A 23,853-nucleotide genomic window follows, 5' to 3' on the forward strand; every position below is an offset into this window, starting at 1 on the left:
TATGGATGCTAATATAGAGAATCAAATGAGTTCAGAGAACGAAGTTAATTTAATGGATTTAGGGAAAAAGCTATGGAAAAGGCGTAAATTTATTTTAAAAGTTTCTCTTGTAGGATTAGTTGTAGGTGTTGTGATTGCGTTCAGTATTCCTAAAGAATATACAACAACTGTAATTTTGGCTCCAGAGGGTAACTCCTCTTCAAGTGCGGGGGGGGTGGGGGCTTTGGCTGCTATGGCTGGTGTAAATCTAGGGGAGGGTACTCTTTCTGAGGGTCAGATGGCTCCGGATTTATATCCCAATATAGTCGAATCTACCCCTTTTATTCTTGGTCTTTTTGATGTGAGAGTAAAAGATATTGGTAGCGAGATAGATACAACCTTATATTCTTATATTGAAAATGACCAGAGGAATCCTTGGTGGTATAAGATAGTAGAACTACCACGTAATATAATCGGGTTGTTTTCAACTCCAGATCCAGATCAAAACCTAACTGTGGTCAATCCTTTTGAGTTGACTCGTGAACAGACAGAAATTTTAGATGATTTAAAAAGTCGAATTACTGTTACAGTTGATAAAAAGACCGGGATAATTACGTTATCATCAACCATGCAGAGTCCTCAAATATCTGCATTTATTGCAGATACGTTAACATCCTATTTACAGTCCTATATAATAAATTATAGAACCCAAAAAGCTCGCCAAGATTTATTTTTTACAGAGAAGCTTTATTTAGAAGCCAAAAATGATTATTTAGAAACACAACGAAAATTAGCAAGATTTTTAGATGGAAACCTAAATGTTGTTTCAGCTAGTTACAGGGTTGATCAAGAGAAATTACAAAATGAGACGGCTTTGGCATATAGTGTTTATAATCAAATGGCTAACCAGCTACAGATGGCAAAAGTAAAAGTACAAGATACTACTCCTGTCTATACTGTAATTCAGCCAGCTACAGTGCCTTTGATTCCTATAAAACCGAATAAAAAATTAATAGTTATTGGTTTCGCTTTTCTTGCAGTTATTGGAATTTGTGCCTGGTATATAGGAAAAGAATATTTAAAGAATGATTTTGAGATAAAAGATTGAAATATAGTATTTTGATAATAGTAAAAAGTGACTGTGTTATTTTCTTTAGGAAACTGATTCTTTCTATATAAACAATATAAGAGATCAAAAGCCGTTCATGTATATAGAATAATGATTTTTGTGTACTTGGAATGTGTAATTTCCTGTATTTTGATAAATTGGTATAGGATTAAGACTTTGGAAATTTATTTTTTAAATTCTAATTATAGAAAACACTTAGAAGATAATATAATTGGGTCTAATAATTTTCACTAATTTAATATGTATAGTTATTATCAGAGAAATTTGAAAGAAATATATAACAATATTATAAATAAGATATAAAGATGAAAAAAGTTCTTATTGTATTTGGAACAAGGCCAGAGGCTATAAAGATGGTGCCTTTAGTTAAAGAATTTCAGAAATATTGTGATCAAATAGAGACAATAGTATGTGTAACAGGTCAACATAGGCAGATGCTAGATCAAGTTCTTGAAGTATTTGATATTAAACCTGATTATGATCTTAATATTATGGCTCCTAATCAAGATCTTTATGATATTACCTCTAAAGTCCTTCTAGGGATGAGAGACGTTATAAAGAAGTGCTCTCCTGATATGATTTTAGTGCACGGAGATACAACAACATCTATGGCTGCTGCAATTGCAGGATTCTATCAACAAGTAAAAATAGGACATGTTGAAGCAGGGTTAAGAACATATAATCTTTATTCTCCATGGCCAGAGGAAATGAATCGCCAGCTGACAGACAGACTGTGTGATTTTTGTTTTGCTCCAACTGAAACATCAAAGAAGAATTTGCTCCAAGAAAAAATAGAAGATACCAAAATTTTCGTTACAGGTAATACTGTTATTGATGCTCTTTTAATGGCAGTCGATATTATAAGAAATAATTCGACTTTGCAAAACAAAATTGTAAATGAGATTAATACCAAAGGCTATACTATTATTGAAGGTAAAAGATATATATTAGTAACAGGGCATAGACGAGAAAATTTCGGTGATGGTTTCCTTAATATCTGTAAATCCTTAAAGGAAATAGCTATTTCAAATCCAGATATTGATATAGTCTACCCTGTGCATTTAAATCCCAATGTTCAAGGTCCTGTTTTTGAGTTGCTTTCTGGTATTGATAATATAACTCTTATCTCTCCACTAGATTATTTACCTTTTATATATATGATGCAGCACTCATATTTAATTTTAACAGATAGTGGAGGTGTACAAGAAGAGGCTCCATCGCTTGGAAAACCGGTATTAGTAATGAGAAATACAACAGAGCGACCTGAAGCTGTAGAAGCTGGAACGGTTAGACTAGTTGGGACAGATGCCCAATCAATTGTAAAGAATGTAAACTCATTACTAAAAGATGAATCACTTTATCTAGAGATGTCCCACGCTCATAATCCTTATGGAGATGGAAGAGCAAGTCAAAGAATTGTTGAAATATTATTATGAGCTTGCAAAAAATAATTATTGTAATGAAAGAGGATATTACTATATATCCTCCGATAATGTCATTGTGTTATATATTGTCTGAGTTAAAATATAAGGTAGTTTATATCGGAGCCTGTAGTAGCGATGTGACAAAGAAAGAACTAGATGATCTGGAGATAAAGTCTTATATACAGCCAATATATAACGGAAATGCTTTAGTAAGATTAAAGCAACAATTATCTTTTAGGTATAATGTGAAAAAAATTATAAAAAGCGAATATGATGAAAATTCTACATTGTGGATAGTAAATTATGAAACTCTTATTTTATTCTCCTCGTTGTTGGACTCTCATAAATTTGTTGCACATCTATTGGAGTTTAGGGATGTAAAGCTAAGTATTGGGTACAGATTATTAGCTCCTTTTTTTTCTTATAAAAAGAAACTAAAATATGCAAAAAAAGTAATTTGTTGCGAATATAATCGTGCACAAATAACTAAGTATTTATTTCAATTAAAAGAAATACCTGTTGTTTTGCCAAATAAACTATATACTAATAATATAATCAAAGAGAATCTCCCTGAAGATGTTCTGAATATTATTTCTAAATACCAAAATAGGAAAATAATATTATATCAAGGAGCATTTCAACCAGAGCGCAAACTTGATGATTTTATTTTGGCAATGGATCTACTTCCAAAAGATTATGTTCTTTTCTTAATGGGGCCTATAAACAAATACAATAAGGCATTGAGAGAAAAATACGTTAAAGATAATGTTGTGTTTGTTCCTTTTATTCCATCACCGCTGCATCTATGTATTACAAAGTTAGCTTATATAGGTATTTTATCTTATATACCACAACCGAATAATATAGGGACGGTTATTAATGCTTTATATTGTGCACCCAATAAAATTTATGAATATTCCCGTTTTTCTATTCCTATGATAGCAAATGAGGTTCCTGCATTAAAATATGCATTTTTGGAAAGTCGAGCAGGGATTTGTGTTGAAAATTTAGCTCCAGAATACATTAGAGATTCAATATTATATATAGATGAAAAATATGAAAACTTTTCAAGAGATTCAAAATTGTTGTATGATCGTATTGATCTTAAAAAGATTGTAGAATCTGTTGTCAACAGTATAACTTGAAAAATATTATTCTAAATAGTAATTGGAGCGTAGGTATGGAAATCGTTATTTTTGATGCAATATATCCTCTTGGGCATAGAGGTTTAAACAAAAAACTAGTATCCATTATGTCTAAAGATTATAATCTTATTCTTTTAAATAATAATAAGTTTTATAAGGATGTGAATTTTGAAAATGTTACGATAAAAAATTCCAGGTTTGTTTCTTATTCAAATAATAATGTATGGAATATATTTCTTTATTTAATAAATGTCTTTATTGCTTGGATAGCTTTATTTCAAAATAAGTTTGATAAAGTTATTTTTTTTACATTTGATACGGTTGGTTTTTTCTTTTGTAGATTTCTCTTTTTCAATAAAAACATTTCTTTATTTCATCATAATAATACAGATCATTTGCAGAATCCAATGAAGAGAAAGATTTTTTCAATGTATATGAATAAAGTTAATCATATTGTATTTGCTGGCTATATAAAAGACTATCTAGTGAACGAAATAAAAGTAGACCCATCAAAGGTATTTGTTTTAACTCATCCTATTATTGATAAATGCTTAGTAGAGAAAGAAAATGATAGGTCACAACAAAAAGAGTCAGAGACTATCTATATAGGTTTAGGCTATTCAAATGATCAAAAGATAATTAATGATATAATTCAATATGAGGAACAGACTAAAATATTGGAAGAGCATAATATCAAACTTATATTGAGATCACAAATTAATGTTTTTGATTCTAAGAATATAAAGGTTATAAAAGGGTTTCTGTCGCGAGAAGAGTATGATCAATATTATAATCAATCGAGTGGTTTGATTGTTTTGTATCCATCTTATTATAAATGTCGTTATTCAGGCTCTATTTTGGAGGCATTTAATTCTAAAAAGCGTGTATTTGGGAATAAAATTCCTATTGTAGACTTTTTTTCAAACAATTATCCCGAAAATTGTATTGAATTTGGTTCAATTAGGGAGCTTTTTGAAAAATTACTGTACTATAGGAAGATATCATTTTCAGAGAAAGAATATAAATCTTTTCTTGTTTTTCATTCAGAAGAAAAAATAAGAAAAGAATTGATAAGTATTTTATTATAATGAGTTTAATGGATGTAAGTCAACTGAAAATAAATAAATTATTTAACGCGAAAATATTTGTTGTATCAATAATTTTATTTTGTGTTAATATTTTATTAGTACAAAGCTCATTTTTAATTTCAATAATTGGGTTAATTCAATTTATTATACTTTTTTATTACGTTTTAAGAAGTGACATAAAGAAGTATTTAATCTACTCTATTATTTTTTTAGTTTCTAGTTTTGATGTTCCATATTTTGTTACAGGAGATCTTAAAAGTGAGGTGTTTTCTGTTTCATCACTACCTTTTTTTAAAGGACATCTTTTTAATCTTACTCTTTATTTACCTATCTTGATATTAGTATTTAATAAAAAACAATTAAAGCAAATTAAAGATTTAAAGTCTGTTTATCCAAATTTATATTTTCTATTTAAATATTTTTCTTTAATATTAATTGGAGGGCTTCTTATTGGAGCAATAGGGTTACTATTAAATGAAAATAATATATTAAGTATCGATTTTCTTAAATATTATGTACGTGATTTATTTGGAATGGGTGGTTTTAGTGTATTTACAATATATTTTATTTATTATTGTCTATTAGATGAAAAATTTCCATTAGAATTAGAAAGTACATTATTTACCTTATTGTTTTCTCTTATTCTATCTTCTGTATTTAGTGCTTGTTCAGGATTAAGAGGTTTTTACGATACTGAAAGAATAATATTAATGCCATTGTCTTTATTTTTTGCACCTTCTATTTTAATTTTTTTATTTTATGAAAGGTATAAAAAATATAGAGTAGTATTAATATTATTGTCTATAACTGCATTGTCTATACAATTTACTTTTTCAAATGCGTTGAGTGGAAAGTCTTGGTTGATGATTATTTATATTTTTTTTGTTTTATTTCTAATTCTATATCAAAAGAAACAACGTATAATTCTTTTTGTTATAGCAGGTTTATTAATTCTCATTCTGCCTTTTATTTCTATTTTTGTTGATGAGAAGAGATCCGAGAAAGATTTGATAGGCAATAAGTTAACACAAGTTGTTTTACTCGCTTCAATTCTAGATGATTCTTGGTATGATATTTTACCTAACTCACCGAAAATAAGAATAGAAGAATTGTTGAACACAATAGATGAATTTAAAGAAAAGCCTTATTTTATGGTTTTTGGAAAAGGGTTTGGCGGAAGTATAAAAGATCATCGCCAGAGTTTTGGTTGGTATGATGAGGGTGCTTTTACTGAAGACCAATATTCCAATAATTCTTTTATTATTTTGCATGAATCTTTTATCGTATTTCTTATGAAAGCAGGTATTTGTGGATTAGTATGCATGATAATTATTTTTTATAGAGGTTTATCTAATGCGAAAAATAATCCATGGATTGTGATTGGAGTATTTTGGTTTATTCTTTTCTGGGGATATTCTTTTTCTTTAGGGATATTTGGTATTCCTTGTTTAGTATTAGGTTTTTATTTTTTAGATGCAAAACCAGAAGATAAAAGATGCAAAAAAATAGTATAAACATAACTAAGAGTGATGTAATATGGAATTACCTGGGATATGGTCTTTCCTTTGGTATTAATATTTTTTTATTACCACTGGTTCTTCATTTTCTACCAGAGAAGGAGATGGGCTTATGGTATGTCTTTATGGCAATTAGTTCACTCATTATTTTACTAGATTTAGGTTTTACACCACAAATATCAAGAACAATTACTTATGTGTATTCAGGGGCAACGAATATAGAGAGGGAAGGGATACAAGATACTGATATAAAAAAAGGTGTTGATTTTAAGTTTTTGTGTAAAATTATTTATACATCCAAGTATATGTATATAATAATTGCTACAATAGCTTTATTCCTTTTGTTAACTGTAGGCACACCTTATATTCAATATGTTTCTGTAGATATATATTCCATGCAGATATTGGTGGCATGGATTATTTTTTCTTTAGCGTGTTTTATTAACTTATTCTTTTCTTATTATACATCAATATTTAAAGGAATAGGAAAGTTTGTCATCTTGAGTAAGGCTGCTGTTTTTTCTAAATTATCTCAAATTTGTGTTGCTTTCGTATTCCTCTATTTCGGATTTGGGATACTAGCTATGTCCATTTCATATTTTTTTAGTGGGATAGTTTATCGATGTATCCTTTACTATTTTTTCCGTTATAAAATAGATATTGGTAAAAAACTAAAAGAATCATCTCTAACAATAAAAAAGAGTGAGATTTTTGAAACTTTTAAAACTATGTCCCATAATGCATGGAGAGATGGTTTGGTTACCATATCTAGATATATTTTCAATCAATCAAATACATTAATATGTTCGGCATACTTAGGGTTAGTTGAGACTGCTTCCTATGCATTATCTGTTCAAATAATAACAGTAATATCATATGTTTCTCTAATATATTATACAACAGTACAACCGGCGATTACGGAAGCAATTTTTAAAAAGGATAAAGAAAAAAGCATAAAAATATTTTCTATGGCTTGGGTCATTTTTATTTTATTTTTTATAATATCAGTTTTTTTAGTTGCTATTTGTGGGAAGTCTATCTTCGTTTTGATAAAATCTCAAACAACTTTTTATGTTAAAATGTTCGTTATAGTAGCCATTTATACTTTTTTAGAAGCTAATCATTCGCTATTTGCTTCCTATATTTCAACATCTAATAGATTACCTTACACAGGTGCCTATGTCGCAAGTGCTATTTTTTCAATTGTGTTATCAATTATATTAGTCACCCAAACACATCTTGGTATTTGGGCTTTGATTATCTCACCTTTAATAGTTCAATTATTCTACAACAATTGGAAATGGCCATACTTTGTATTGAAAGAAAATAATATAAATTTATTGAGGTTAATAAATTTAGGCTATTCTGAAATAACTAGATATTTAAATTTAAATAAAAAAATAATTCAATGAAAATATTAGTATCTGTTCCTGGATACAGTATCCCTGGAGGCAAAACATCATTAACATATGTTCATGTACGAAATTTATATTATAGAAGTCAAGGTATAGATGTTTCGGTACTAAATTTCTCAAGTAAAGAGGATTACTTTCTCGATGATATTCCTGTATTTTCATTAAAATCGATTGAAAATAAACTGAAAATTGAGAATTTTGATATCTTAGTCTGTCATGCTCCAAATATAAGGAATCATTATTTTTTTCTAAAGAAATATGAGAATTGTTTTTCTCATATAGTCTTTGTTTACCATGGACATGAGGTTTTAAATATTAATAAGGTTTATTCAAAGCCTTATGCTTTTGTGAAAAAATCGTCACTAATAAAAAGAATATCTCAAGAACTTTATGATAAATTTAAACTTAGGACATGGAGACTTTATTTGCCTAAATTAAAAAATAAATCTTACCATCTTTTTGTCAGTAACTGGATGCATAATGAGTTTCTTAAATGGACTAAGATTTCTCCTGATATTATTGAAGGAAAATATAGTATAACTTATAATTCGGTTGGTAATCTATTTGCGCAAAATAATTATAATCCTGTAAAAGATATAAAATATGATTTTATAACAATTCGAGAAGGTTTAGATGGTTCTAAATATGCTATAGATATTGTTAATCAGTTAGCATATGATAACCCTCAATTTAAGTTCCTTATAGTCGGAAAGGGCGAATTTTTTAATTATCATAAAAAGGCTGATAATATCATAAGATTAGAAACAAATTTAAATCATACACAAATTATTAATCTTTTAAATGAGTCAAGGTGTGCTTTAATGCCTACTCGGACAGATGCTCAGGGATTGATGATGTGTGAAATGGCAACATTTGGAATTCCTCTTATTACTTCTGATATCCCTGTTTGTCATGAGGTTTTCGCATCTTTTAAGAACGTTGAACTAATTGACAATGAAGAAAAAGGGATTGATCTGAAGGTCATTCTAAATAATTTAGAAAAAGATCTTCCTTATGAAAAGAACACCACCTACTTTATTAAAGATACAACAGAAAAGGAAGTAGCTCTCTTTTATAATTTAATGGAAAAATAAAATATTTTATTATTTCTGATATTCTTATGACTATATTTTTTGCAACAAAAGTTAGAGGTTTTTTTAAACATCTATTTTCAAATAAAAAAATAAATGCGAGTTTTACTTATTCGACTAATCAAGTGTATGAAACAGGCTCTAATGTTTCTAAGCTATTAGCAAAAATGATAAGATTCTCGATTTGTGATTTCTTGGGTATTATTCAAGTTGTAACAAAAAAGAATGAGACATGTGATCTATATGGCAGTTATAATCGTTTTTTAAATACTGATAAGTCTTATTTTATATATGTGGAAAACCCAACAGCTCTTTTTCACTATTCTATAAATAGGAGTAAAACACTATTAGGTAAGAGAAAAGTCTCTAAATGTATAAATGATGTAAATTTGAAAGCTTTAGTTTTTATGTCTAAAGCATGTGCTAATACCTTTGAGTCTGTATGCCACTCTATTCCTTCCAATATTGAAAAGAGAATAATATATCCTTATGTACCCTCTAATTCGCAAATTTCAGTTGAAGATATAAAGTTGAAAAGTCAAACTCCCCAGTTAAAACTCTTATATATTGCTCAAGGAATGCGCTTTACATCTAAGGGTGGATTAGAGGTCATAGATGCATTTGTAAAGCTCTATAGTTTAGGTTACACGGATATTTCTTTGACTATGATTACATCTATTGATGAAATAGATCAGCAACTTAAGGATAGGATAAATAGAATTGAAGGAATAAAATTATATGATTTTAAATTTGATTATCAGCAGATGGAGAGAATGTACGCAGAGTCTCATATATTGCTTCAACCAACAAGTGAGGACAGCTTTGGGCTTACTATATTGGAAGCGATGAAAGCAGGACTGCCTGTTCTTGCTACAAAGTTGTATTCGATTCCAGAGCTAATAGTGCATGGGAAAAATGGGTTTTTGACAGAGCCGCATTATTGGTTTTTCGATCAGAATAATATTCCCAATCCTACAGTCTGGAATAGTCGAAAAGAGACAATATATTCAGAAAAGATATCCGATAGCATAGTCTCTTTTTTATGCAATTCAATTATCAATCTAAATAACGATAGGAGTTTGTTGGAGAAGATGTCTCTATCCTCGTATAGAATAGCTCACAGTTTCCCTTTTGATGAAGAGTCAATTGTTGATCAATGGAATAGTTTGATAGAGAAAATTACTAAAATTTCAGATTAATTTTATATGGATAAATATTTAGTGTCTATAATAACACCAACTCATAATTCAGCAAAATTTGTAGAGAAAACAATTTCTGGTATTCTTGCTCAAACGTATTCAAATTGGGAGTTATTAATTACGGATGATTGTTCAACTGATGATACATGTGCTATTTTAGAGTCTTTTGTCAATTTAGATAGTAGAATAAAACTTTTTAAATTGGACAAAAATGCAGGAGCAGGGGTTGCAAGAAATCATTCTATAGAAAATGCGCAAGGTCGTTTTATCGCTTTTTGTGATAGTGATGATTTATGGTATCCGGAAAAATTAGAGAAGCAAATACAATTTATGCTGGATAAGGATACAGCATTAACCTATACCAATTATGAAGAAATTGATGAGAAGGGTCAGTTCTTAAGAAAGGTATATGCTCCTGATAAAGTATATTATAAACAAATGTTGAAAGTTGACTATGTGGGATTCTCTACAGCTATATATGATGTTAAGTTATTAGGGAAGATTTATATGAATCCTCAAAGGAAGAGGCAGGATTGGATATTATTATTAACTATTTTAAAGAAGACAGATTTTGGTCATGGGCTGTTAGAAACATTGGTTTCATATCGAATAAGAGAGAATTCAATTTCATCAAACAAAATTCTTCTATATCAATATATTTGGAGAGTTTACCGGGATAGTCAAGAGTTTTCAAGATTAAAATCAGGTTATTACTTATTTCTATATACTTTCTCGTACTTCAAGAAAAGATTTAGATCTAAAATTTCATAGAGATATTTGGCATGAATGCTATTATAACACCCACAGATCTGGTTTATAGAGGGTTTCATTAATAAAGGATGTATAACTATTTGGGATCCTACATATTTTATAGTCAAAAGATTATTATTTATGAAACTGTATTAATTGATATCATTCAACCTTATTCAGTAACTAGTTATAATTGAATGAAAATATTAACGTATATATAAGGGTTAGATGCAAAATACTTTATTGGGAAAGTCGCGTTTATTATGGCCAGATTACGCTAAGGCAATAGGGCTTTTTTTTGTAATACTAGGCCATATAAGGTTAAATGAATCCATGATACACAACTGGATATTTTCCTTTCATATGCCTTTGTTTTTCATTTTATCGGGTTATTTTGAGAAGAAAACTTCGTTTAGAGATGTATTAAAGAAAAATACAAGGACTTTATTAATTCCTTATTCTATATTTTATCTAATATCATTTATTTGGTGGTTTTTAAATGAGTATATATTACATTCTAGTACGAACTTTACATTCTATAAAGCAATTGTATTACCATTGTTAGGTATGTTTTTTGCTGAGGGAAGAGATACTTTATTCTCAAAGACAGTTAATGAACCTTTGTGGTTTTTGGTTGGATTGTTCTTTTGCAAATTATTTTTTCATATAAGTTTAAATTTGTCAAAAAAATATTGGATATTAATTCTAATAAATTTTATCGCTATACTTATTATCTTAATGATCAAGTTGCTTAATCTAAATATATTGTTTAGTATTGATACAGCAATTATGGCTTTACCGTTTTATACTTTTGGATATTTTTTTAATAAGATAGGATTAAAAAAAATAATTACTAATCGTACTTTAGCCACTTTATTATCTGCAAGTTTCATAATTGTAGGTTATTTGTTATGTCAAATAAATGGAGAAGTAGATATGAATTATTTAATATATGGAAATAATATCATAGTATTTTATATTAATGGTATTGTTGGCTCTTTAGGTATAATATTATTGTGTATGATTTTTTCTAATACTAAATATAAGTTATTTTTATATTTGGGATCAAATAGTCTAGTAGCATTTGCTTTACATGGTATTTGCATTTTATTGGTTCGAAAGTTATACTTTTCTCTAATACTTCGTACTAAAATGCCTGATTTTAATAGCTTTACTACATCGGAAGGGATCTTAATATCTTTTGTTGTTTTATTTGTTTTAGTAATCCCAATTTATATTATAAATAAATATTTTCCTTTCATAATAGGTAAAGGCTATAAGTTCTAAAGTGCCATTACTGATGGAATTCGGATATTAGAATATATCAATTTATAAATATTAAAACAATAACCATACGTATATAAATGGACTTTATCATGGCAAAACCTAAAATCTCTTGGATAGGATTGGGACACATGGGAACCCCAATGGCTTCAAATCTGCTAAAAGCAGGATTTGATATAGCAGTGTATAATCGTTCAGTTGAAAAATTGAAACCACTGACCGATGCCGGAGCTAAACCTTACGTATCTTTAGATGATGTTCGGGATAATTCGAATGTTATTTTCACAATGTTATCGGATGATTCGGCTGTATCCTCAGTATATGCTGATTTATTGAAAGATTCTGTTTCGGAGAAGCTCTTTATCAATATGAGCACCATTTCTTCAGAACTAACGAAGCGATTAGCAGCAGAAATAGAATCAAAAGGAGGTTATTATTTGGAAGCTCCCGTCTCAGGAAGTGTAAAGCCTGCTATAGACGGAACGCTTATAATATTAGCGGCCGGTAGAGAACCCGACTATGAATTCGCTACAACTTATTTCGAGAAACTAGGTAAACTATCCTTATATTTGGGAGAAGTAGGGCAGGGAGCCAAAGCTAAATTAGCGATTAACTATTATATGTCTGTTGTTATTGAGGGATTAGCCGAAACTGTCCTTTTTGCAGAGAAGAATGGTATTGATAAAGAAACAATGATGTTTATTGTCAATGAAAGTGCTTGTGGTAGCCCTATGTCAAAGATGAAAACACCTTCCATTATACAAGATAACTACCCGGCGGCTTTTCCGCTTAAACATATGGATAAAGATATACGTTTGGCAAAGGCAGAAGGGTTAAATACCGAAACCTCCAATGCGATGAAGAATATCTATCAAGACGCTATGGAAGCAAACTTGGGTGACAATGACCTTATGGCTGTAATAAAGACGGTAAAATCGAAATATTTTGAATAAGATATATATTCCCTTATAAAGAGAGCAGAGAGTCGTTGAAATCGGCTCTCTGCTCTCTTTATTTAGAACTTAACCAATCAAGAATCTCTTCAAGTAAATGATTGCATTGCGGAATGAAATCACTGCTACAATCTTTTATATGCTGTGCTGATTGTATATACTTGCCCTCAGTTAACTCTTCGGCTCCATTTATAAGCATCTTCTCTAAAGAGTCGGAAGTAACTTCTAAGTGAAACTGTAAGCCTAATACTTTTTCATTATATAAGAATGACTGATTAAGACACCCTGTACTAGAAGCTAGTCTGATGCTATCCGGAGGAATGCTGAATGTATCTCCATGCCAGTGAAATACCAAAGGGGCAAGAGCATCTTTCTCTAAAATTGGAATTTCTTTAGCGGCATCAGTCCATCGAATGGGCAACCAGCCTATCTCTTTATAATTATTTGTTGTGACTTTTCCACCCAATACATCGGCTATAAGTTGAGAACCTAAACAAAAACCAATTACCGCTTTATTCGATTCTATTGTTTCCTTAATGAATCTCTTCTCTGTCACTAACCAAGAATAAATACCTTCTTCGTAGATATTCATGGGGCCTCCCATTATAATCAGCATATCAAACTCATCCTGATTCGGAAAATTTGCTTCCTCGAAAAGGTGTGTATAGCTTAAGTGATGTTTATGCTTATTGGCCCATAATTGAATATGTCCGATTCCTTCGAAGCAGACATGGATCAGACAATGGATTCTCAGGCTGTTTGATTTCATTTACAGATCTTTTATCAGCGTATTCTTTTCTTTTTCATGAATAGTATTCCTGATATCATTGATAACATTCCATTCGTCCGTAAACTCGTCTGTAATATCTATATTGAAATCTTCCGAACCAAAACTGTCAACCTTATGGAATAGATAACTTACCGATATTTTGTTAATGTCAAGAGCAGGTATATATGCAGGCACCATGTCTTTCTCCGATGGTGTTTCAACGATAATATTCAGATCAAGTAATAGGTAAATAATATCGCTGGTAAGACGGGTTGGTATTTTATACTTTTCGGATATCTCATTTGCCGTATAAGGCTTCTCGCCTTCCTCGAAACGCTTTACTATAAGCGTTGAAATCAGTAATATGATAAAGTCCTTATATCTACGGGTAATATCTTTGGTTTCTTTCTCGAAATTAAATTTAGCAATATTCTGATGAGAAAAAGATAGCTTTACACCTATTAAAACAATCAGCCATGATATTTGCAGCCATAATAACAACAAAGGAAGTGCAGCGAAACTACCGTAGATGGTATTGTATTTAGATATCCATAACTGTCCGCTGATGTATATTTGTTGGAAAATCTGAAAAGCCACACCGGCAATGATACCGGCAAAAATTGCACTGCTAATTTTTACCTTAGTATTAGGAATGTAAGCATACACAAAAGTGAACAGAAGTATAGTCAGGATAAACGGCAATACCTTGATGAAAGGATTGATAAATACTCCAATGATGTGAGTCTCCAGCGATGAATTTAATATGATAGAAAAACCGGCATTACAAACTAAAAGTACAGGTGCAACAAGAAGCAGCCCGGTATAATCGGTAAATTGACGATAGTACGATCTGCCATTTTTGATTCCCCAGGTAGAATTAAAGTTGTCTTCAATATTCGAAACCAGATTTAAAGCAGTGTAGAGTAACAGCACAAGACCTACACCCAGAAAAACTCCACCTTGAGCATATTCAAGTGATTTATCGATAAATCGCATCGCTGTCGAAAGAGCCTGTTCCTGTCCCTGAAAATAACCGAACAATTGGCTTTGAAGGATATTCTGAAATCCAAAGCCTCTTGCGATGGCAAATAATACCGCAAGTAGCGGAACAATCGATAAAAGGGTGCTATATGTGAGTGCCGAAGCCCGAGTATTAACCAGTGACCAGTTTAGATTTCGATAGGTCAGAACAAACGATTTGATACTATTGTAGGATATAGCCCGGAGTCTTCCCAATCCGTTAGTATCTATCCTCCAGATTCCGATAGATAGAAAATGGAGTAGTCGTTGTATAAATTTTGTTACTTTATCAATCATTTTTTTTCTTTCAAATTTAAGCAATTCATCCCAAGTTTTTTTAACCTTTTCGATACTCGGGTTAGTAAAAAGCAAAAGTAGTTATACCTCTAGAATATGGCAATAAATATCTGATATTACTTGGTTATACAATAAGGTGACATTAGTTACCCAAAATACTCAGTAAAGTGCACAAAGGTGACAGTTTAGTATGGCTAGTGTTACTTTTGTTGTTTTTATTAAACTTTTGTAAATCAATACGTAAACATGAAAAAGGTTACAAAAGTTACAAAAGTAACACTTTTATACTGTTCTTTTTTATTCTTTGCATCAACAGTTAGTATTCTCAATAGATAGATAAACCTATTAATAACTGAAATTCTGTTTGGTATGTTGCCTTATTAATATACTTATCAAAAACATCCGTTGAAGGTAAATTGTTCTTTGACACTCGGCCGTGCATAATCTATTGGCTTATTTTATAGATGATTGGCTTAATATTCTCTTTATACAACACCGAAATTCCTGAAAGTAATTTTGAGACCTTTTCTTCTATTTCTTTTAGTAATAGTTCTGTGAACTTAATATTAGACGAATTATTTATTTTAATCTTATTTTTCTCCTTTATGATAATATAAAATCATTAAAATCTCACTAATTTACTGTTGAAAACATAATGAGCTGTTTTGATAAATATCGTTTGAGAAATTATCATATTTTTGCGAATAAATGTAATAAACAATACAATGAGAAACTTTTTGACGGTAATTAGGATCTTTACTCCATTGTTGTTTTCCTCCTGTGGAAAAGGAGAGACGGGTAGTGGTGTAATGGCGAATTCCTTCAAATCAGTAAACAACTCTGTATCTACGATTAATGATGACCATGTAGATGTTAGTTTTGATATTAAAGAGAAATCTATTAATTAAAATTAGCCTTGTAATCTGAATTTTTCACACACATACAATACAATAAAATAATGAAAACTAAATTTTTAATGATTGCAATTAGCTGTACGACATTGTTATTTACTTCTTGTGAAAAGGAGGAAATGGGTGTTGGAGAAGGTGCTGGTGGTGGGATGCAGGATGCTAATTCTATAGTGAAGTCTACCCCAACACCCACAGGTAGTGTAGAGATTCCTGCTCCTGATAGTATTTTAAAGACTGACGAATAGCTTAACCTTTTTTTGTAAACCAAATTCAATAAGATTAATAATCTAATTACTTCAATTTTCACACACATACAATACAATAAATAATGAAAACTAAATTTTTACTGATTGCAATTAGCTGTACGACATTGTTATTTACTTCCTGCGAAAAGGATGAAATGGGTGTCGGCGGAGGTACTGGCGGTGGGATGCAGGATGCTAATTCTATAGTGAAGTCTACCCCAACACCCTCAAATAGTGAAGAGATTCTTGCTTCTGATATTATATTAAAGGCAGAAGAATAGTCTAACAGGCACCAATGGAATCTTTACACATCAAACTCCCATTAATGAAACTACTACTTAAATATTTATTTTTAATGGTGACAGGAACATTATTGTTCTCATGTCAAAAAGATAACTCGCAAGAAAAATTACTTAAACAAGCTGAAAATAACTTGGTTATTGGTAAGCCTGAAATTACCCTTAATTTATTAGCATCCATTCAAAACCCTGAGAAGATGGACAAGGTCAGTTATATGCAATATATAGTAACCTATGTAGGGGCAAAAAAGGAAACGAAAGCTGATATAACATCAGATACATTGATATTTGAGGCTCAAAACTATTTTAATGACACAAAGGATTATAAAAACTCAGCTTTAGCTAATTACTACGCAGGGTGGGTATTTTATGTAAATAATAAGCTGCCTCAATCCTTAGGATCTTTTATGTACGGTGCTGAGGCAGCTGACAAATCAAAGGATCATTTATTAGCAGCCAAGAGTTTTAATAACATCGGGTATATTTATTTTGGACGGATGCTTTTAGATAGTGCTATTGTTAATTATAAAAAGGCATTAGAGCATTATGACAAAATTGAAAATGTAGACAAGAATAGAATACAAGTGCTTACTAATATAGGATTAGCATTTGAAGGTAATAATAAGTTAGATAGTGCTTATGTATACTTTCAAAAAGGTTTAGACCTTGCTAAACAAACAGGTAATAAATTAGAAGAAAGCCAACTTTATCAGAATCTAGGATTAGTTAGCTTTGGAAAGGGAGAGGACGAAAAGGCAATTGAATATTTCAAATCTGCACTGGCTATGGATATTACGAGTAACGAACAAACAAGGCAAATCAATCTCCAGCTACTTAAAATTTATAATAAAAGACAAGATCTACAGTCCGCCAAAGAATATGCCGTTTTAGTAACAGCAAATCTGTCTGAAGTAACATATAATTATACTATCAAAAAAATGTATGCTGCCTTAGCAGATTATTACCGACAATTAGGTGACTATAAAAAAGCATTAGAATATAGCGATCTGGAGAGAGTAACTAATGAAGAAATTGAAAAAGAAAAAAATGTTCCGGCCTTGTTAGAGGTCGACAAGAGTTTCCATTTAGCAAAAAAAGATCGTGAAGTTCAAGAGCTTAAATCTGATGTTGTTTTCTTTCTTGTAGTGGGAGGAGTTATTATCTGTATTATACTAGTATTTATTTTCTTTGTTTGGAATGATAATAAAAGAGGGAAAGCCGAAATAAGAGAATGTGCTGAGAGGTACGATGAAATCAAAGCATTATTGTTTTCTATGGGTGAAAAATACCCGAAAATAGAAGCTGAAATAAAATCAATGCTCGAAGACGATTGAATGTAAATTGCTTTCCGACAGTAGATGGTACAGAATAGAGAGCAAAAAGTAGTGAGGTTGATAAATAAAATACAGCCGATCTGTAAGCCGGGTTCTGTGCCTCGTAAAACGAAGTGCTTGTCATTTGTCTACTCCTGCTGTTGCCAACAGGCTCTAGCGACCTACCCCCCGACATCGGGCGAGCAGCCCTACATGCGTCGGTATACATGGTCTTGCAACTCATAAGTAGTACGGCTCCCGGTATTGCTACAAGGACCGGTGAGCTCTTACCTCACCTTTTCACCCTTACTCCGATAAATCGAAGCGGTTATTTTCTGTTACCTTACTCTGCCCTCGCGAACAGCTTCCCGTTAGGAAGTATGATGCTCTGTGTTGCCCGGACTTTCCTCTTTCCATCTTTTGCAAGATAGCCAGCGACAAACCGATCTGCTGTATTTCGACTGCAAAGGTAATACAATTTACACCTATTAAGTACATAAAAGTATGTAATGATATATTTTATAGGTGTAATGAATGACTACAGCTGTTATACCGATCAAGCTAACAAGCCATTCTACTATTTTAAAATTGTTTTTGGTTTTGAAAAATGATGGGTTTTGGCAAATAGTCTTAACTTTGACAATATTTTTCCTGAACTCTATATGGTACTTAATTATATTTGGATAGCCTTCTTTCTGGTTGCTTTTGTTGTCGCATTAAGTCGCCTTATCTTCTTTGGTGATTTCGAAACATTCAATGCAACAGTAAATTCGACTTTTGCCTCGGCTCGGTCGGGATTCGAAATATCCATCGGTTTAACCGGAGTTCTTACGCTATGGATGGGACTGATGAAGATCGGTGAACAGGGTGGGGTAATACAACTTTTTTCAAGAGCTATTAATCCTCTGTTTAGTCGGCTTTTTCCCGATATACCGAAGAATCATCCCGCAGGTGGTTCGATTTTATTGAATATTTCGGCTAATATTCTGGGGCTCGATAATGCTGCCACTCCTGCAGGTTTACAAGCGATGAAAGAATTGCAGGAAATTAACCCCGATAAGAGCAAAGCATCTAACCCCATGATTATGTTTTTGGTTATGAATGCATCGGGATTAACGCTGATTCCTGTATCGGTCATGACTATTCGTGCACAAATGGGAGCCGCTAATCCGGCAGATATTTTTGTGCCCATTATGATTGCGACTTTTATCTCAACAATGATCGGTGTATTGGCGGTTTGTGTCAAACAAAAGATTAATATTTTCGATAAAGTTATTCTCGGTACATTTGGAGGCGTTGCATTGCTTATAGGTGCAGTTATTTGGGCTTTCAGTAATATGGGACCCGAAAAAGCCCAGCAAATATCAAGTTTGGTTGCCAGTATAATACTTTTTAGTATCATTATATTTTTCATTCTAAGCGGAGTTCGAAAAAAAGTCAATGTATACGATTCTTTTATCGAAGGAGCCAAAGATGGCTTTTCGACAGCTGTACGGATTATTCCCTATTTAATCGCTATATTAGTAGCTGTAGGTATGTTCAGAGCTTCAGGAGCAATGGACTTTTTAGTTGATGGATTGAAATCCTTTGTCGCTTTCTCAGGCTTTGATGCCAAATGGGTAGATGCAATGCCTACTGCACTCATGAAGCCCCTCAGTGGAAGTGGTGCCAGAGGTATGATGGCCGATACTATGGCTGTTTTTGGAGCAGACTCATTCGCAGGTCGGTTGGCATGTATTTTTCAAGGGTCTACCGACACTACTTTCTTTGTAGTAGCTGTTTATTACGGTAGTGTCAATATAAAAAATAGCAGATATACCGTTCCTTATGCTCTTTTAGCCGATTTGGTCGGGGTTATAACAGCGATTTGGGTGGCGTATATCTTTTTCTCATAATCTGTACAAGTGTAGTATAATTTACTTATCATAAAATAGGTCTCTGACCTTATTCGAAATATGGCAATAATATATCAAAACGAAGGAGTGAAAGCCCCCTTGATAAAGAAGAGGGAAGTAACTAAGTGGATCAAAGATGTAGCAGCATCTTATGACAAAAAAGTAGGAGATGTTTCTTATATCTTTTGTTCAGATGAAAAAATTCTGGAAATAAATAAAGCATATCTGCAACACGATTATTATACTGATATTATAACATTCGATTATACCGATGAAAATATAATATCCGGAGATATATTTATCAGTTTGGACACTGTCGAAAGTAATGCTAAAGAGTTTAATACTGACTATCTGGAAGAGCTTCATCGAATCATAATTCATGGAATACTTCATCTTTGCGGAATAAACGACAAGGGGCCGGGAGAAAGAGAATATATGACCGAGTGCGAGAATAAGGCTTTATCTCTTTTGGGAAATATTATATTGTAACATGAATGAACAATCAAGAATTAATAAGTATAATAGTTCCCGTTTATAATGTTGAGAAATATCTTCCCAAATGTCTTGATAGCATTATTAATCAGTCGTATCAAAATATCGAAGTGTTTCTGATAAATGATGGAAGTACTGATAATTCCCTGTCGATTTGTGAGGAATATAAAAAACGTGATAATAGGATTACTGTTTTTAGTCAGGTGAACTTTGGAATAGCAAGTGCTCGTAATTTAGGTTTGGATAATGCTCGGGGAAGTTTTATAAGCTTTATAGACAGCGACGATTATGTCGGTCCTGATTTTATCTACAACTTATATTCTTTATTGAAGAATACTTCTTCAGATATATCCATGTGTAATTTTTTGGAGGTTAAAGAATCTGATGTAGATTTTACATTTTCACAAAATATCCCTTTAAACATACAGCAATACTCTGGTTGTGAGTATTTACACAAGCTGTATTCTAAGGAATTCGCTGTGGGTAAGATCGTTGTTTGGAATAAATTATATTCGCGAGCCATTTGGGAGGATCTCCGATTTCCTGTCGGGAAATTAAATGAAGATGAGGCCATAATACATTATGTTTACGATAGAGCAAATAAGATAGCAATAACTTCTGAAATTCTTTATTTCTACGTAGAGCGTCAGGGGAGTATAATGAATGTTCGCTTAGACATGCTAATTGAACGCAATCTATATTATTTAGAAGCATTAACTCAAAGGCTTGATTTCTTTGAATTAAGAGGATATTTGAAATTAAGAGGAGAAACATTCGCCCGTAGGGCTAGGCTTGTGAAAAACATATATAAAAATAATAATAAGCTCAATAATCGTTCTCCAAAATTTGATCGACTTGTATACGATGACTTAAAAGGAAATTTGAAACTTTATCTAACAAGTAAATTTATAAAACTAGACTTGAAGCTAAATCTTCTTTATATTTATATGAAGCAACGAGCTTCTGCTAGTTCTAGAATGTAGTGTTTTATTGAAAAACAGATTAATGAAAAAAATTATCTCTTTAATTTTTCTACTAATAATATCAGGTGAATATTTTTATTCGCAAGATGTAATAAAAGTTTGGGGCAGTGTCGACCCGCCTACAACATATAATCTAGACGATGAAGCTGAACTGTTTATATATTTACCCTCTGAAAAAGGTGATCAAAAAACGCCGGCTGTACTCATTTGCCCCGGAGGTGGTTATGCAGGTGTCAGTATGAAGTACGAAGGACATGCTTTTGCTCAGTGGCTAGCCTCTCAAGGTATCGCCGGTATTGTTTTGAAGTACAGATTACCGAATCAACATAAGGAAATTCCTTTTGATGATGCAGAAGAATCTATGCGAATCATTCGTGCCAATGCAGAACGATGGAATATAAATCCCGACAAAGTAGGGGTTTCAGGATTTTCGGCAGGAGGGCATTTAGCTGCAATTTTATCGAATCGTTATTCAAGAGAAGGATTATATACACATCCCAACTTTACGATTCTTTTTTATCCTGTAATATCATTTGAAGAAGTAACTAAGGGAGGAACCCGTACAAATTTGCTTGGAAAAGATCCTTCTTCAACCGAAATTTATTCTTTTTCAGCCGATAGGCAGGTGACGGCCAACACACCTCCGACTATTATTTTTGTAAGTGATAACGATCATTCTGTCCCATCAGTTCACAGTACTATGTATTATAATGCATTGAAGAGAAACGGAATTCCTGCTACTCTTTATGTATTTCCTGAAGGAGAACATGGCTGGGGAATGATCGAATCGTTTAAATATTACGATCAATCCTTATCTTTACTCAAAATGTGGTTGGATACAACCGTCTTTGATCAGTAATTTTAAGTAAGGCGGAATATTCTCTATGGTTTTAAGGTCACAGACCTTTTTATTGCTTTGGAATGTATAACAAATATAGATTGTTATAACTATAAAATATACCAATAAATTTTATTCTTTACTTAAATATAACGAAGGGTCGCAGACCTTGATTTTAATAATAAGTAGGTCGCTGACCTAAAATACAATACTCTTATGAAAAACCTTTTTCTTGTATTTTTATTTTTCTTATCAGTCATTAGTATGGATGCACAAAAAGTAGTAAAGCTTTGGGAGAATACTCCTCCAACCAGTAACGGATTATCAGAAACCGAATTAAATGAAGACGGACGAATCTCTAATGTGACTACTCCCGAATTAACTGCTTATTTACCCGATTCTGCCGTAAATAAAGGAATAGCAGTTATTATTTGTCCGGGTGGCGGATATGCCCGACTAGCTATAGATCACGAAGGACATGATTTTGCAAAGTGGTTGCAATCGCAAGGAATTGCAGGTATAGTTTTGAAATACCGTATGCCTAACAAAGTGAAACAAGTTCCATTAGAAGATTTCAACCAAGCCATAACCTATGTTCGGTCTAAAGCTTCGGAATGGAAGATTTCTAACGATAAAATCGGAGTTGCCGGCTTTTCGGCAGGAGGGCATCTCGCTGCCACAGCATCCACCCATTTTTCCTCAAAGGAATTGAGACCTGATTTTTCGATCTTATTTTATCCCGTGATTACAATGGGTGATTTTACTCACGAAGGTTCACGTAATAATCTGCTTGGCGAAACACCTTCGGCATCAGAAATCATGTATTATTCGAATGAAAGGCAAGTAAATGAATTTACCCCTCCTGCAATATTGTTATTAAGCGACGATGATACGGCGGTTCCACCGAAGAATTCACTAACTTATTATAGTGCTTTAAAAGACAATAAAATCCCTGCAACAATGTATATTTTCCCTTCGGGAGGTCACGGTTGGGGAATGAGAGATAATTTCGAATATCACAAAGAAATGCTTTCTTTGCTTAGTTCGTGGTTAAAAACATTGTCGTTTTAAACAAGATAAATATTAAACAGATTATAGTAAAGGTGTCACGAGAAAAGGTTTTTCTCTGTGATGCCTTTTTCTAAATTTAATAAGAATTGTTTTCGCTCCAATCCACCGGCATATCCTGTCAATTTTCCATTGGTGCCTATAACCCGATGGCAGGGAACTATTATAGCAATTTTATTCATGCCGTTTGCATTGGCAACAGCTCTTATGCTTAAAGGACTTCCCATAGATTCCGATTGTTGCATATAACTCACCGTTTTTCCATAAGGAATAGTTAGTAATGCTTGCCATACCTTTTTCTGAAATTCTGTTCCTACAAGATCGAGAGGTACGGTAAATACTTTCAGTTCACTCTTGAAATAAGCTTCTAATTCTTTTTTAAGAAGATCAAAATGTTTGCACTCCTGTTCTATAATATCTGAGTTTAAATCTTTCGCCAGTTTTTGAAACTGCCCATCCAATTTTTTTCTATCATTAAACTCTAAAAGGCAGATACCCTTATTTGTCGCACATGCAATCATTTCACCCAAAGGGGTTTCTATATAGGCTTGACTTATACTCATTTTGTATCACTTAGTTATCTAAAAGGTTTAAAGATAATTTATTTTGGTTATAGTTAAGGCCTCACGCTTGTTTATTGTTCATTCAAGTATAACAACGATTGATAGTTATAACCCGTGGTGCATTTAAGCGATTCGGATTTTTAAGTTGTTTATATTTCGATCATTTAATTTATTTATCAGTTGTAT

23 protein-coding genes and 1 other RNA gene are annotated in these 23,853 nt (G+C 32.0%); 20 read left to right on the forward strand and 4 right to left on the reverse strand.

What is annotated here, in order from left to right:
• Position 1: 1 nt before the first annotated feature.
• The 11 genes from G7050_RS07045 (at position 2) to G7050_RS07095 (ending at position 12,974) form a co-directional block, all read left to right on the forward strand.
• Positions 2-1,087, forward strand: coding sequence for a Wzz/FepE/Etk N-terminal domain-containing protein (locus tag G7050_RS07045; RefSeq protein WP_166113195.1), 1,086 nt, complete (start codon positions 2-4; stop codon positions 1,085-1,087).
• Between the two features lie 326 nt (positions 1,088-1,413).
• Positions 1,414-2,544: a non-hydrolyzing UDP-N-acetylglucosamine 2-epimerase gene (gene wecB, locus G7050_RS07050; protein WP_166113197.1), complete on the forward strand. Its 1,131-nt coding sequence runs from the start codon at positions 1,414-1,416 to the stop codon at positions 2,542-2,544.
• A 23-nt stretch (positions 2,545-2,567) separates the two neighbouring features.
• A complete protein-coding gene (locus G7050_RS07055; protein WP_166113200.1) occupies positions 2,568-3,677 on the forward strand; it encodes a glycosyltransferase family 4 protein in 1,110 nt (369 codons plus the stop codon).
• 35 nt (positions 3,678-3,712) lie between these two features.
• Positions 3,713-4,765: a glycosyltransferase family 4 protein gene (locus G7050_RS07060; protein WP_166113203.1), complete on the forward strand. Its 1,053-nt coding sequence runs from the start codon at positions 3,713-3,715 to the stop codon at positions 4,763-4,765.
• 8 nt (positions 4,766-4,773) lie between these two features.
• Positions 4,774-6,279, forward strand: a complete 1,506-nt coding sequence (locus tag G7050_RS07065) for a hypothetical protein (RefSeq protein ID WP_166113206.1) — start codon at positions 4,774-4,776, stop codon at positions 6,277-6,279.
• Positions 6,261-7,694 (forward strand): O-unit flippase-like protein, encoded by a 1,434-nt coding sequence (wzx, locus tag G7050_RS07070; RefSeq protein WP_166113209.1) that lies wholly within the window; start codon positions 6,261-6,263, stop codon positions 7,692-7,694. The genes G7050_RS07065 and wzx overlap by 19 nt, the downstream gene beginning before the upstream one ends.
• Positions 7,691-8,791 carry a glycosyltransferase gene (locus G7050_RS07075; protein WP_166113212.1) on the forward strand — a complete coding sequence of 367 codons (1,101 nt, stop codon included), beginning with the start codon at positions 7,691-7,693 and terminating at the stop codon, positions 8,789-8,791. Before wzx ends, G7050_RS07075 begins: the two co-directional genes overlap by 4 nt.
• A gap of 26 nt (positions 8,792-8,817) precedes the next feature.
• Entirely contained in the window at positions 8,818-9,987 is a 1,170-nt protein-coding gene (locus G7050_RS07080; RefSeq protein WP_166113215.1) for a glycosyltransferase family 4 protein, read from the forward strand.
• A 6-nt stretch (positions 9,988-9,993) separates the two neighbouring features.
• Positions 9,994-10,758, forward strand: coding sequence for a glycosyltransferase family 2 protein (locus G7050_RS07085; RefSeq protein WP_166113218.1), 765 nt, complete (start codon positions 9,994-9,996; stop codon positions 10,756-10,758).
• 207 nt (positions 10,759-10,965) lie between these two features.
• The gene (locus G7050_RS07090; RefSeq protein ID WP_166113221.1) at positions 10,966-12,024 is read left to right on the forward strand and encodes an acyltransferase family protein; all 1,059 of its coding nucleotides are present in this window, start codon (positions 10,966-10,968) and stop codon (positions 12,022-12,024) included.
• Positions 12,025-12,113: 89 nt separating this feature from the next.
• A complete protein-coding gene (locus G7050_RS07095; RefSeq protein WP_166113224.1) occupies positions 12,114-12,974 on the forward strand; it encodes an NAD(P)-dependent oxidoreductase in 861 nt (286 codons plus the stop codon).
• A 58-nt stretch (positions 12,975-13,032) separates the two neighbouring features.
• Here the strand turns inward: G7050_RS07095 and G7050_RS07100 are convergent, their stop codons facing one another.
• Positions 13,033-13,743, reverse strand: a complete 711-nt coding sequence (locus G7050_RS07100) for a type 1 glutamine amidotransferase (protein WP_221412827.1) — start codon at positions 13,741-13,743, stop codon at positions 13,033-13,035.
• A complete protein-coding gene (locus G7050_RS07105; RefSeq protein WP_166113227.1) occupies positions 13,744-15,060 on the reverse strand; it encodes a YihY/virulence factor BrkB family protein in 1,317 nt (438 codons plus the stop codon). It abuts the gene before it with no gap.
• A 725-nt stretch (positions 15,061-15,785) separates the two neighbouring features.
• Here G7050_RS07105 and G7050_RS07110 point away from each other — a divergent pair.
• The 4 genes from G7050_RS07110 to G7050_RS07125 all read left to right on the forward strand — a co-directional run bounded on the left by G7050_RS07110 (position 15,786) and on the right by G7050_RS07125 (position 17,849).
• Positions 15,786-15,968, forward strand: a complete 183-nt coding sequence (locus G7050_RS07110; protein ID WP_166113230.1) for a hypothetical protein — start codon at positions 15,786-15,788, stop codon at positions 15,966-15,968.
• A gap of 68 nt (positions 15,969-16,036) precedes the next feature.
• Positions 16,037-16,216 carry a hypothetical protein gene (locus tag G7050_RS07115; protein WP_166113233.1) on the forward strand — a complete coding sequence of 60 codons (180 nt, stop codon included), beginning with the start codon at positions 16,037-16,039 and terminating at the stop codon, positions 16,214-16,216.
• A gap of 83 nt (positions 16,217-16,299) precedes the next feature.
• Positions 16,300-16,497, forward strand: coding sequence for a hypothetical protein (locus G7050_RS07120; RefSeq protein ID WP_166113235.1), 198 nt, complete (start codon positions 16,300-16,302; stop codon positions 16,495-16,497).
• A gap of 44 nt (positions 16,498-16,541) precedes the next feature.
• Positions 16,542-17,849, forward strand: coding sequence for a lipopolysaccharide assembly protein LapB (locus G7050_RS07125; protein WP_166113238.1), 1,308 nt, complete (start codon positions 16,542-16,544; stop codon positions 17,847-17,849).
• Positions 17,850-17,916: 67 nt separating this feature from the next.
• Here the strand turns inward: G7050_RS07125 and rnpB are convergent.
• Positions 17,917-18,282: RNase P RNA component class A (gene rnpB / locus G7050_RS07130), an RNA gene on the reverse strand.
• 208 nt (positions 18,283-18,490) lie between these two features.
• On the opposite strand from rnpB, the gene G7050_RS07135 reads away from it, so the two are divergent.
• The 5 genes from G7050_RS07135 (at position 18,491) to G7050_RS07155 (ending at position 23,107) form a co-directional block, all read left to right on the forward strand.
• Positions 18,491-19,723, forward strand: coding sequence for a nucleoside recognition domain-containing protein (locus tag G7050_RS07135; protein ID WP_166113241.1), 1,233 nt, complete (start codon positions 18,491-18,493; stop codon positions 19,721-19,723).
• 60 nt (positions 19,724-19,783) lie between these two features.
• Positions 19,784-20,212 (forward strand): rRNA maturation RNase YbeY, encoded by a 429-nt coding sequence (gene ybeY / locus G7050_RS07140; protein ID WP_166113244.1) that lies wholly within the window; start codon positions 19,784-19,786, stop codon positions 20,210-20,212.
• A gap of 5 nt (positions 20,213-20,217) precedes the next feature.
• A complete protein-coding gene (locus tag G7050_RS07145) occupies positions 20,218-21,198 on the forward strand; it encodes a glycosyltransferase family 2 protein (RefSeq protein WP_166113247.1) in 981 nt (326 codons plus the stop codon).
• Between the two features lie 22 nt (positions 21,199-21,220).
• Positions 21,221-22,057 (forward strand): alpha/beta hydrolase, encoded by an 837-nt coding sequence (locus G7050_RS07150; protein WP_166113250.1) that lies wholly within the window; start codon positions 21,221-21,223, stop codon positions 22,055-22,057.
• Between the two features lie 195 nt (positions 22,058-22,252).
• Entirely contained in the window at positions 22,253-23,107 is an 855-nt protein-coding gene (locus G7050_RS07155) for an alpha/beta hydrolase (protein WP_166113253.1), read from the forward strand.
• Positions 23,108-23,142: 35 nt separating this feature from the next.
• On the opposite strand, the gene G7050_RS17980 is transcribed toward G7050_RS07155, so the two are convergent.
• Positions 23,143-23,667 carry a methylated-DNA--[protein]-cysteine S-methyltransferase gene (locus G7050_RS17980; protein ID WP_166113256.1) on the reverse strand — a complete coding sequence of 175 codons (525 nt, stop codon included), beginning with the start codon at positions 23,665-23,667 and terminating at the stop codon, positions 23,143-23,145.
• Between the last annotated feature and the right edge of the window lie 186 nt (positions 23,668-23,853).

Origin of the sequence: Dysgonomonas sp. HDW5A, assembly GCF_011299555.1 — a bacterium.
Lineage (GTDB): Bacteria > Bacteroidota > Bacteroidia > Bacteroidales > Dysgonomonadaceae > Dysgonomonas_A.

What these genes read in the sequence shown, in the direction of transcription:
- G7050_RS07060 (WP_166113203.1), top strand. Translation starts at nt 3,713, where the DNA reads ATGGAAATCGTTATTTTTGATGCAATATATCCTCTTGGGCATAGAGGT.
- G7050_RS07055 (WP_166113200.1), top strand. Translation starts at nt 2,568, where the DNA reads ATGAAAGAGGATATTACTATATATCCTCCGATAATGTCATTGTGTTAT.
- G7050_RS07045 (WP_166113195.1), top strand. Translation starts at nt 2, where the DNA reads ATGGATGCTAATATAGAGAATCAAATGAGTTCAGAGAACGAAGTTAAT.
- ybeY (WP_166113244.1), top strand. Translation starts at nt 19,784, where the DNA reads ATGGCAATAATATATCAAAACGAAGGAGTGAAAGCCCCCTTGATAAAG.
- G7050_RS07095 (WP_166113224.1), top strand. Translation starts at nt 12,114, where the DNA reads ATGGCAAAACCTAAAATCTCTTGGATAGGATTGGGACACATGGGAACC.
- G7050_RS07080 (WP_166113215.1), top strand. Translation starts at nt 8,818, where the DNA reads ATGACTATATTTTTTGCAACAAAAGTTAGAGGTTTTTTTAAACATCTA.
- G7050_RS07100 (WP_221412827.1), bottom strand. Translation starts at nt 13,743, where the DNA reads ATGAAATCAAACAGCCTGAGAATCCATTGTCTGATCCATGTCTGCTTC.
- G7050_RS07135 (WP_166113241.1), top strand. Translation starts at nt 18,491, where the DNA reads ATGGTACTTAATTATATTTGGATAGCCTTCTTTCTGGTTGCTTTTGTT.
- G7050_RS07150 (WP_166113250.1), top strand. Translation starts at nt 21,221, where the DNA reads ATGAAAAAAATTATCTCTTTAATTTTTCTACTAATAATATCAGGTGAA.
- wzx (WP_166113209.1), top strand. Translation starts at nt 6,261, where the DNA reads ATGCAAAAAAATAGTATAAACATAACTAAGAGTGATGTAATATGGAAT.
- G7050_RS07125 (WP_166113238.1), top strand. Translation starts at nt 16,542, where the DNA reads ATGAAACTACTACTTAAATATTTATTTTTAATGGTGACAGGAACATTA.
- G7050_RS07085 (WP_166113218.1), top strand. Translation starts at nt 9,994, where the DNA reads ATGGATAAATATTTAGTGTCTATAATAACACCAACTCATAATTCAGCA.
- G7050_RS17980 (WP_166113256.1), bottom strand. Translation starts at nt 23,667, where the DNA reads ATGAGTATAAGTCAAGCCTATATAGAAACCCCTTTGGGTGAAATGATT.
- G7050_RS07115 (WP_166113233.1), top strand. Translation starts at nt 16,037, where the DNA reads ATGATTGCAATTAGCTGTACGACATTGTTATTTACTTCTTGTGAAAAG.
- G7050_RS07075 (WP_166113212.1), top strand. Translation starts at nt 7,691, where the DNA reads ATGAAAATATTAGTATCTGTTCCTGGATACAGTATCCCTGGAGGCAAA.
- G7050_RS07065 (WP_166113206.1), top strand. Translation starts at nt 4,774, where the DNA reads ATGGATGTAAGTCAACTGAAAATAAATAAATTATTTAACGCGAAAATA.
- G7050_RS07110 (WP_166113230.1), top strand. Translation starts at nt 15,786, where the DNA reads ATGAGAAACTTTTTGACGGTAATTAGGATCTTTACTCCATTGTTGTTT.
- G7050_RS07090 (WP_166113221.1), top strand. Translation starts at nt 10,966, where the DNA reads ATGCAAAATACTTTATTGGGAAAGTCGCGTTTATTATGGCCAGATTAC.
- wecB (WP_166113197.1), top strand. Translation starts at nt 1,414, where the DNA reads ATGAAAAAAGTTCTTATTGTATTTGGAACAAGGCCAGAGGCTATAAAG.
- G7050_RS07145 (WP_166113247.1), top strand. Translation starts at nt 20,218, where the DNA reads ATGAACAATCAAGAATTAATAAGTATAATAGTTCCCGTTTATAATGTT.
- G7050_RS07155 (WP_166113253.1), top strand. Translation starts at nt 22,253, where the DNA reads ATGAAAAACCTTTTTCTTGTATTTTTATTTTTCTTATCAGTCATTAGT.
- G7050_RS07105 (WP_166113227.1), bottom strand. Translation starts at nt 15,060, where the DNA reads ATGATTGATAAAGTAACAAAATTTATACAACGACTACTCCATTTTCTA.
- G7050_RS07120 (WP_166113235.1), top strand. Translation starts at nt 16,300, where the DNA reads ATGAAAACTAAATTTTTACTGATTGCAATTAGCTGTACGACATTGTTA.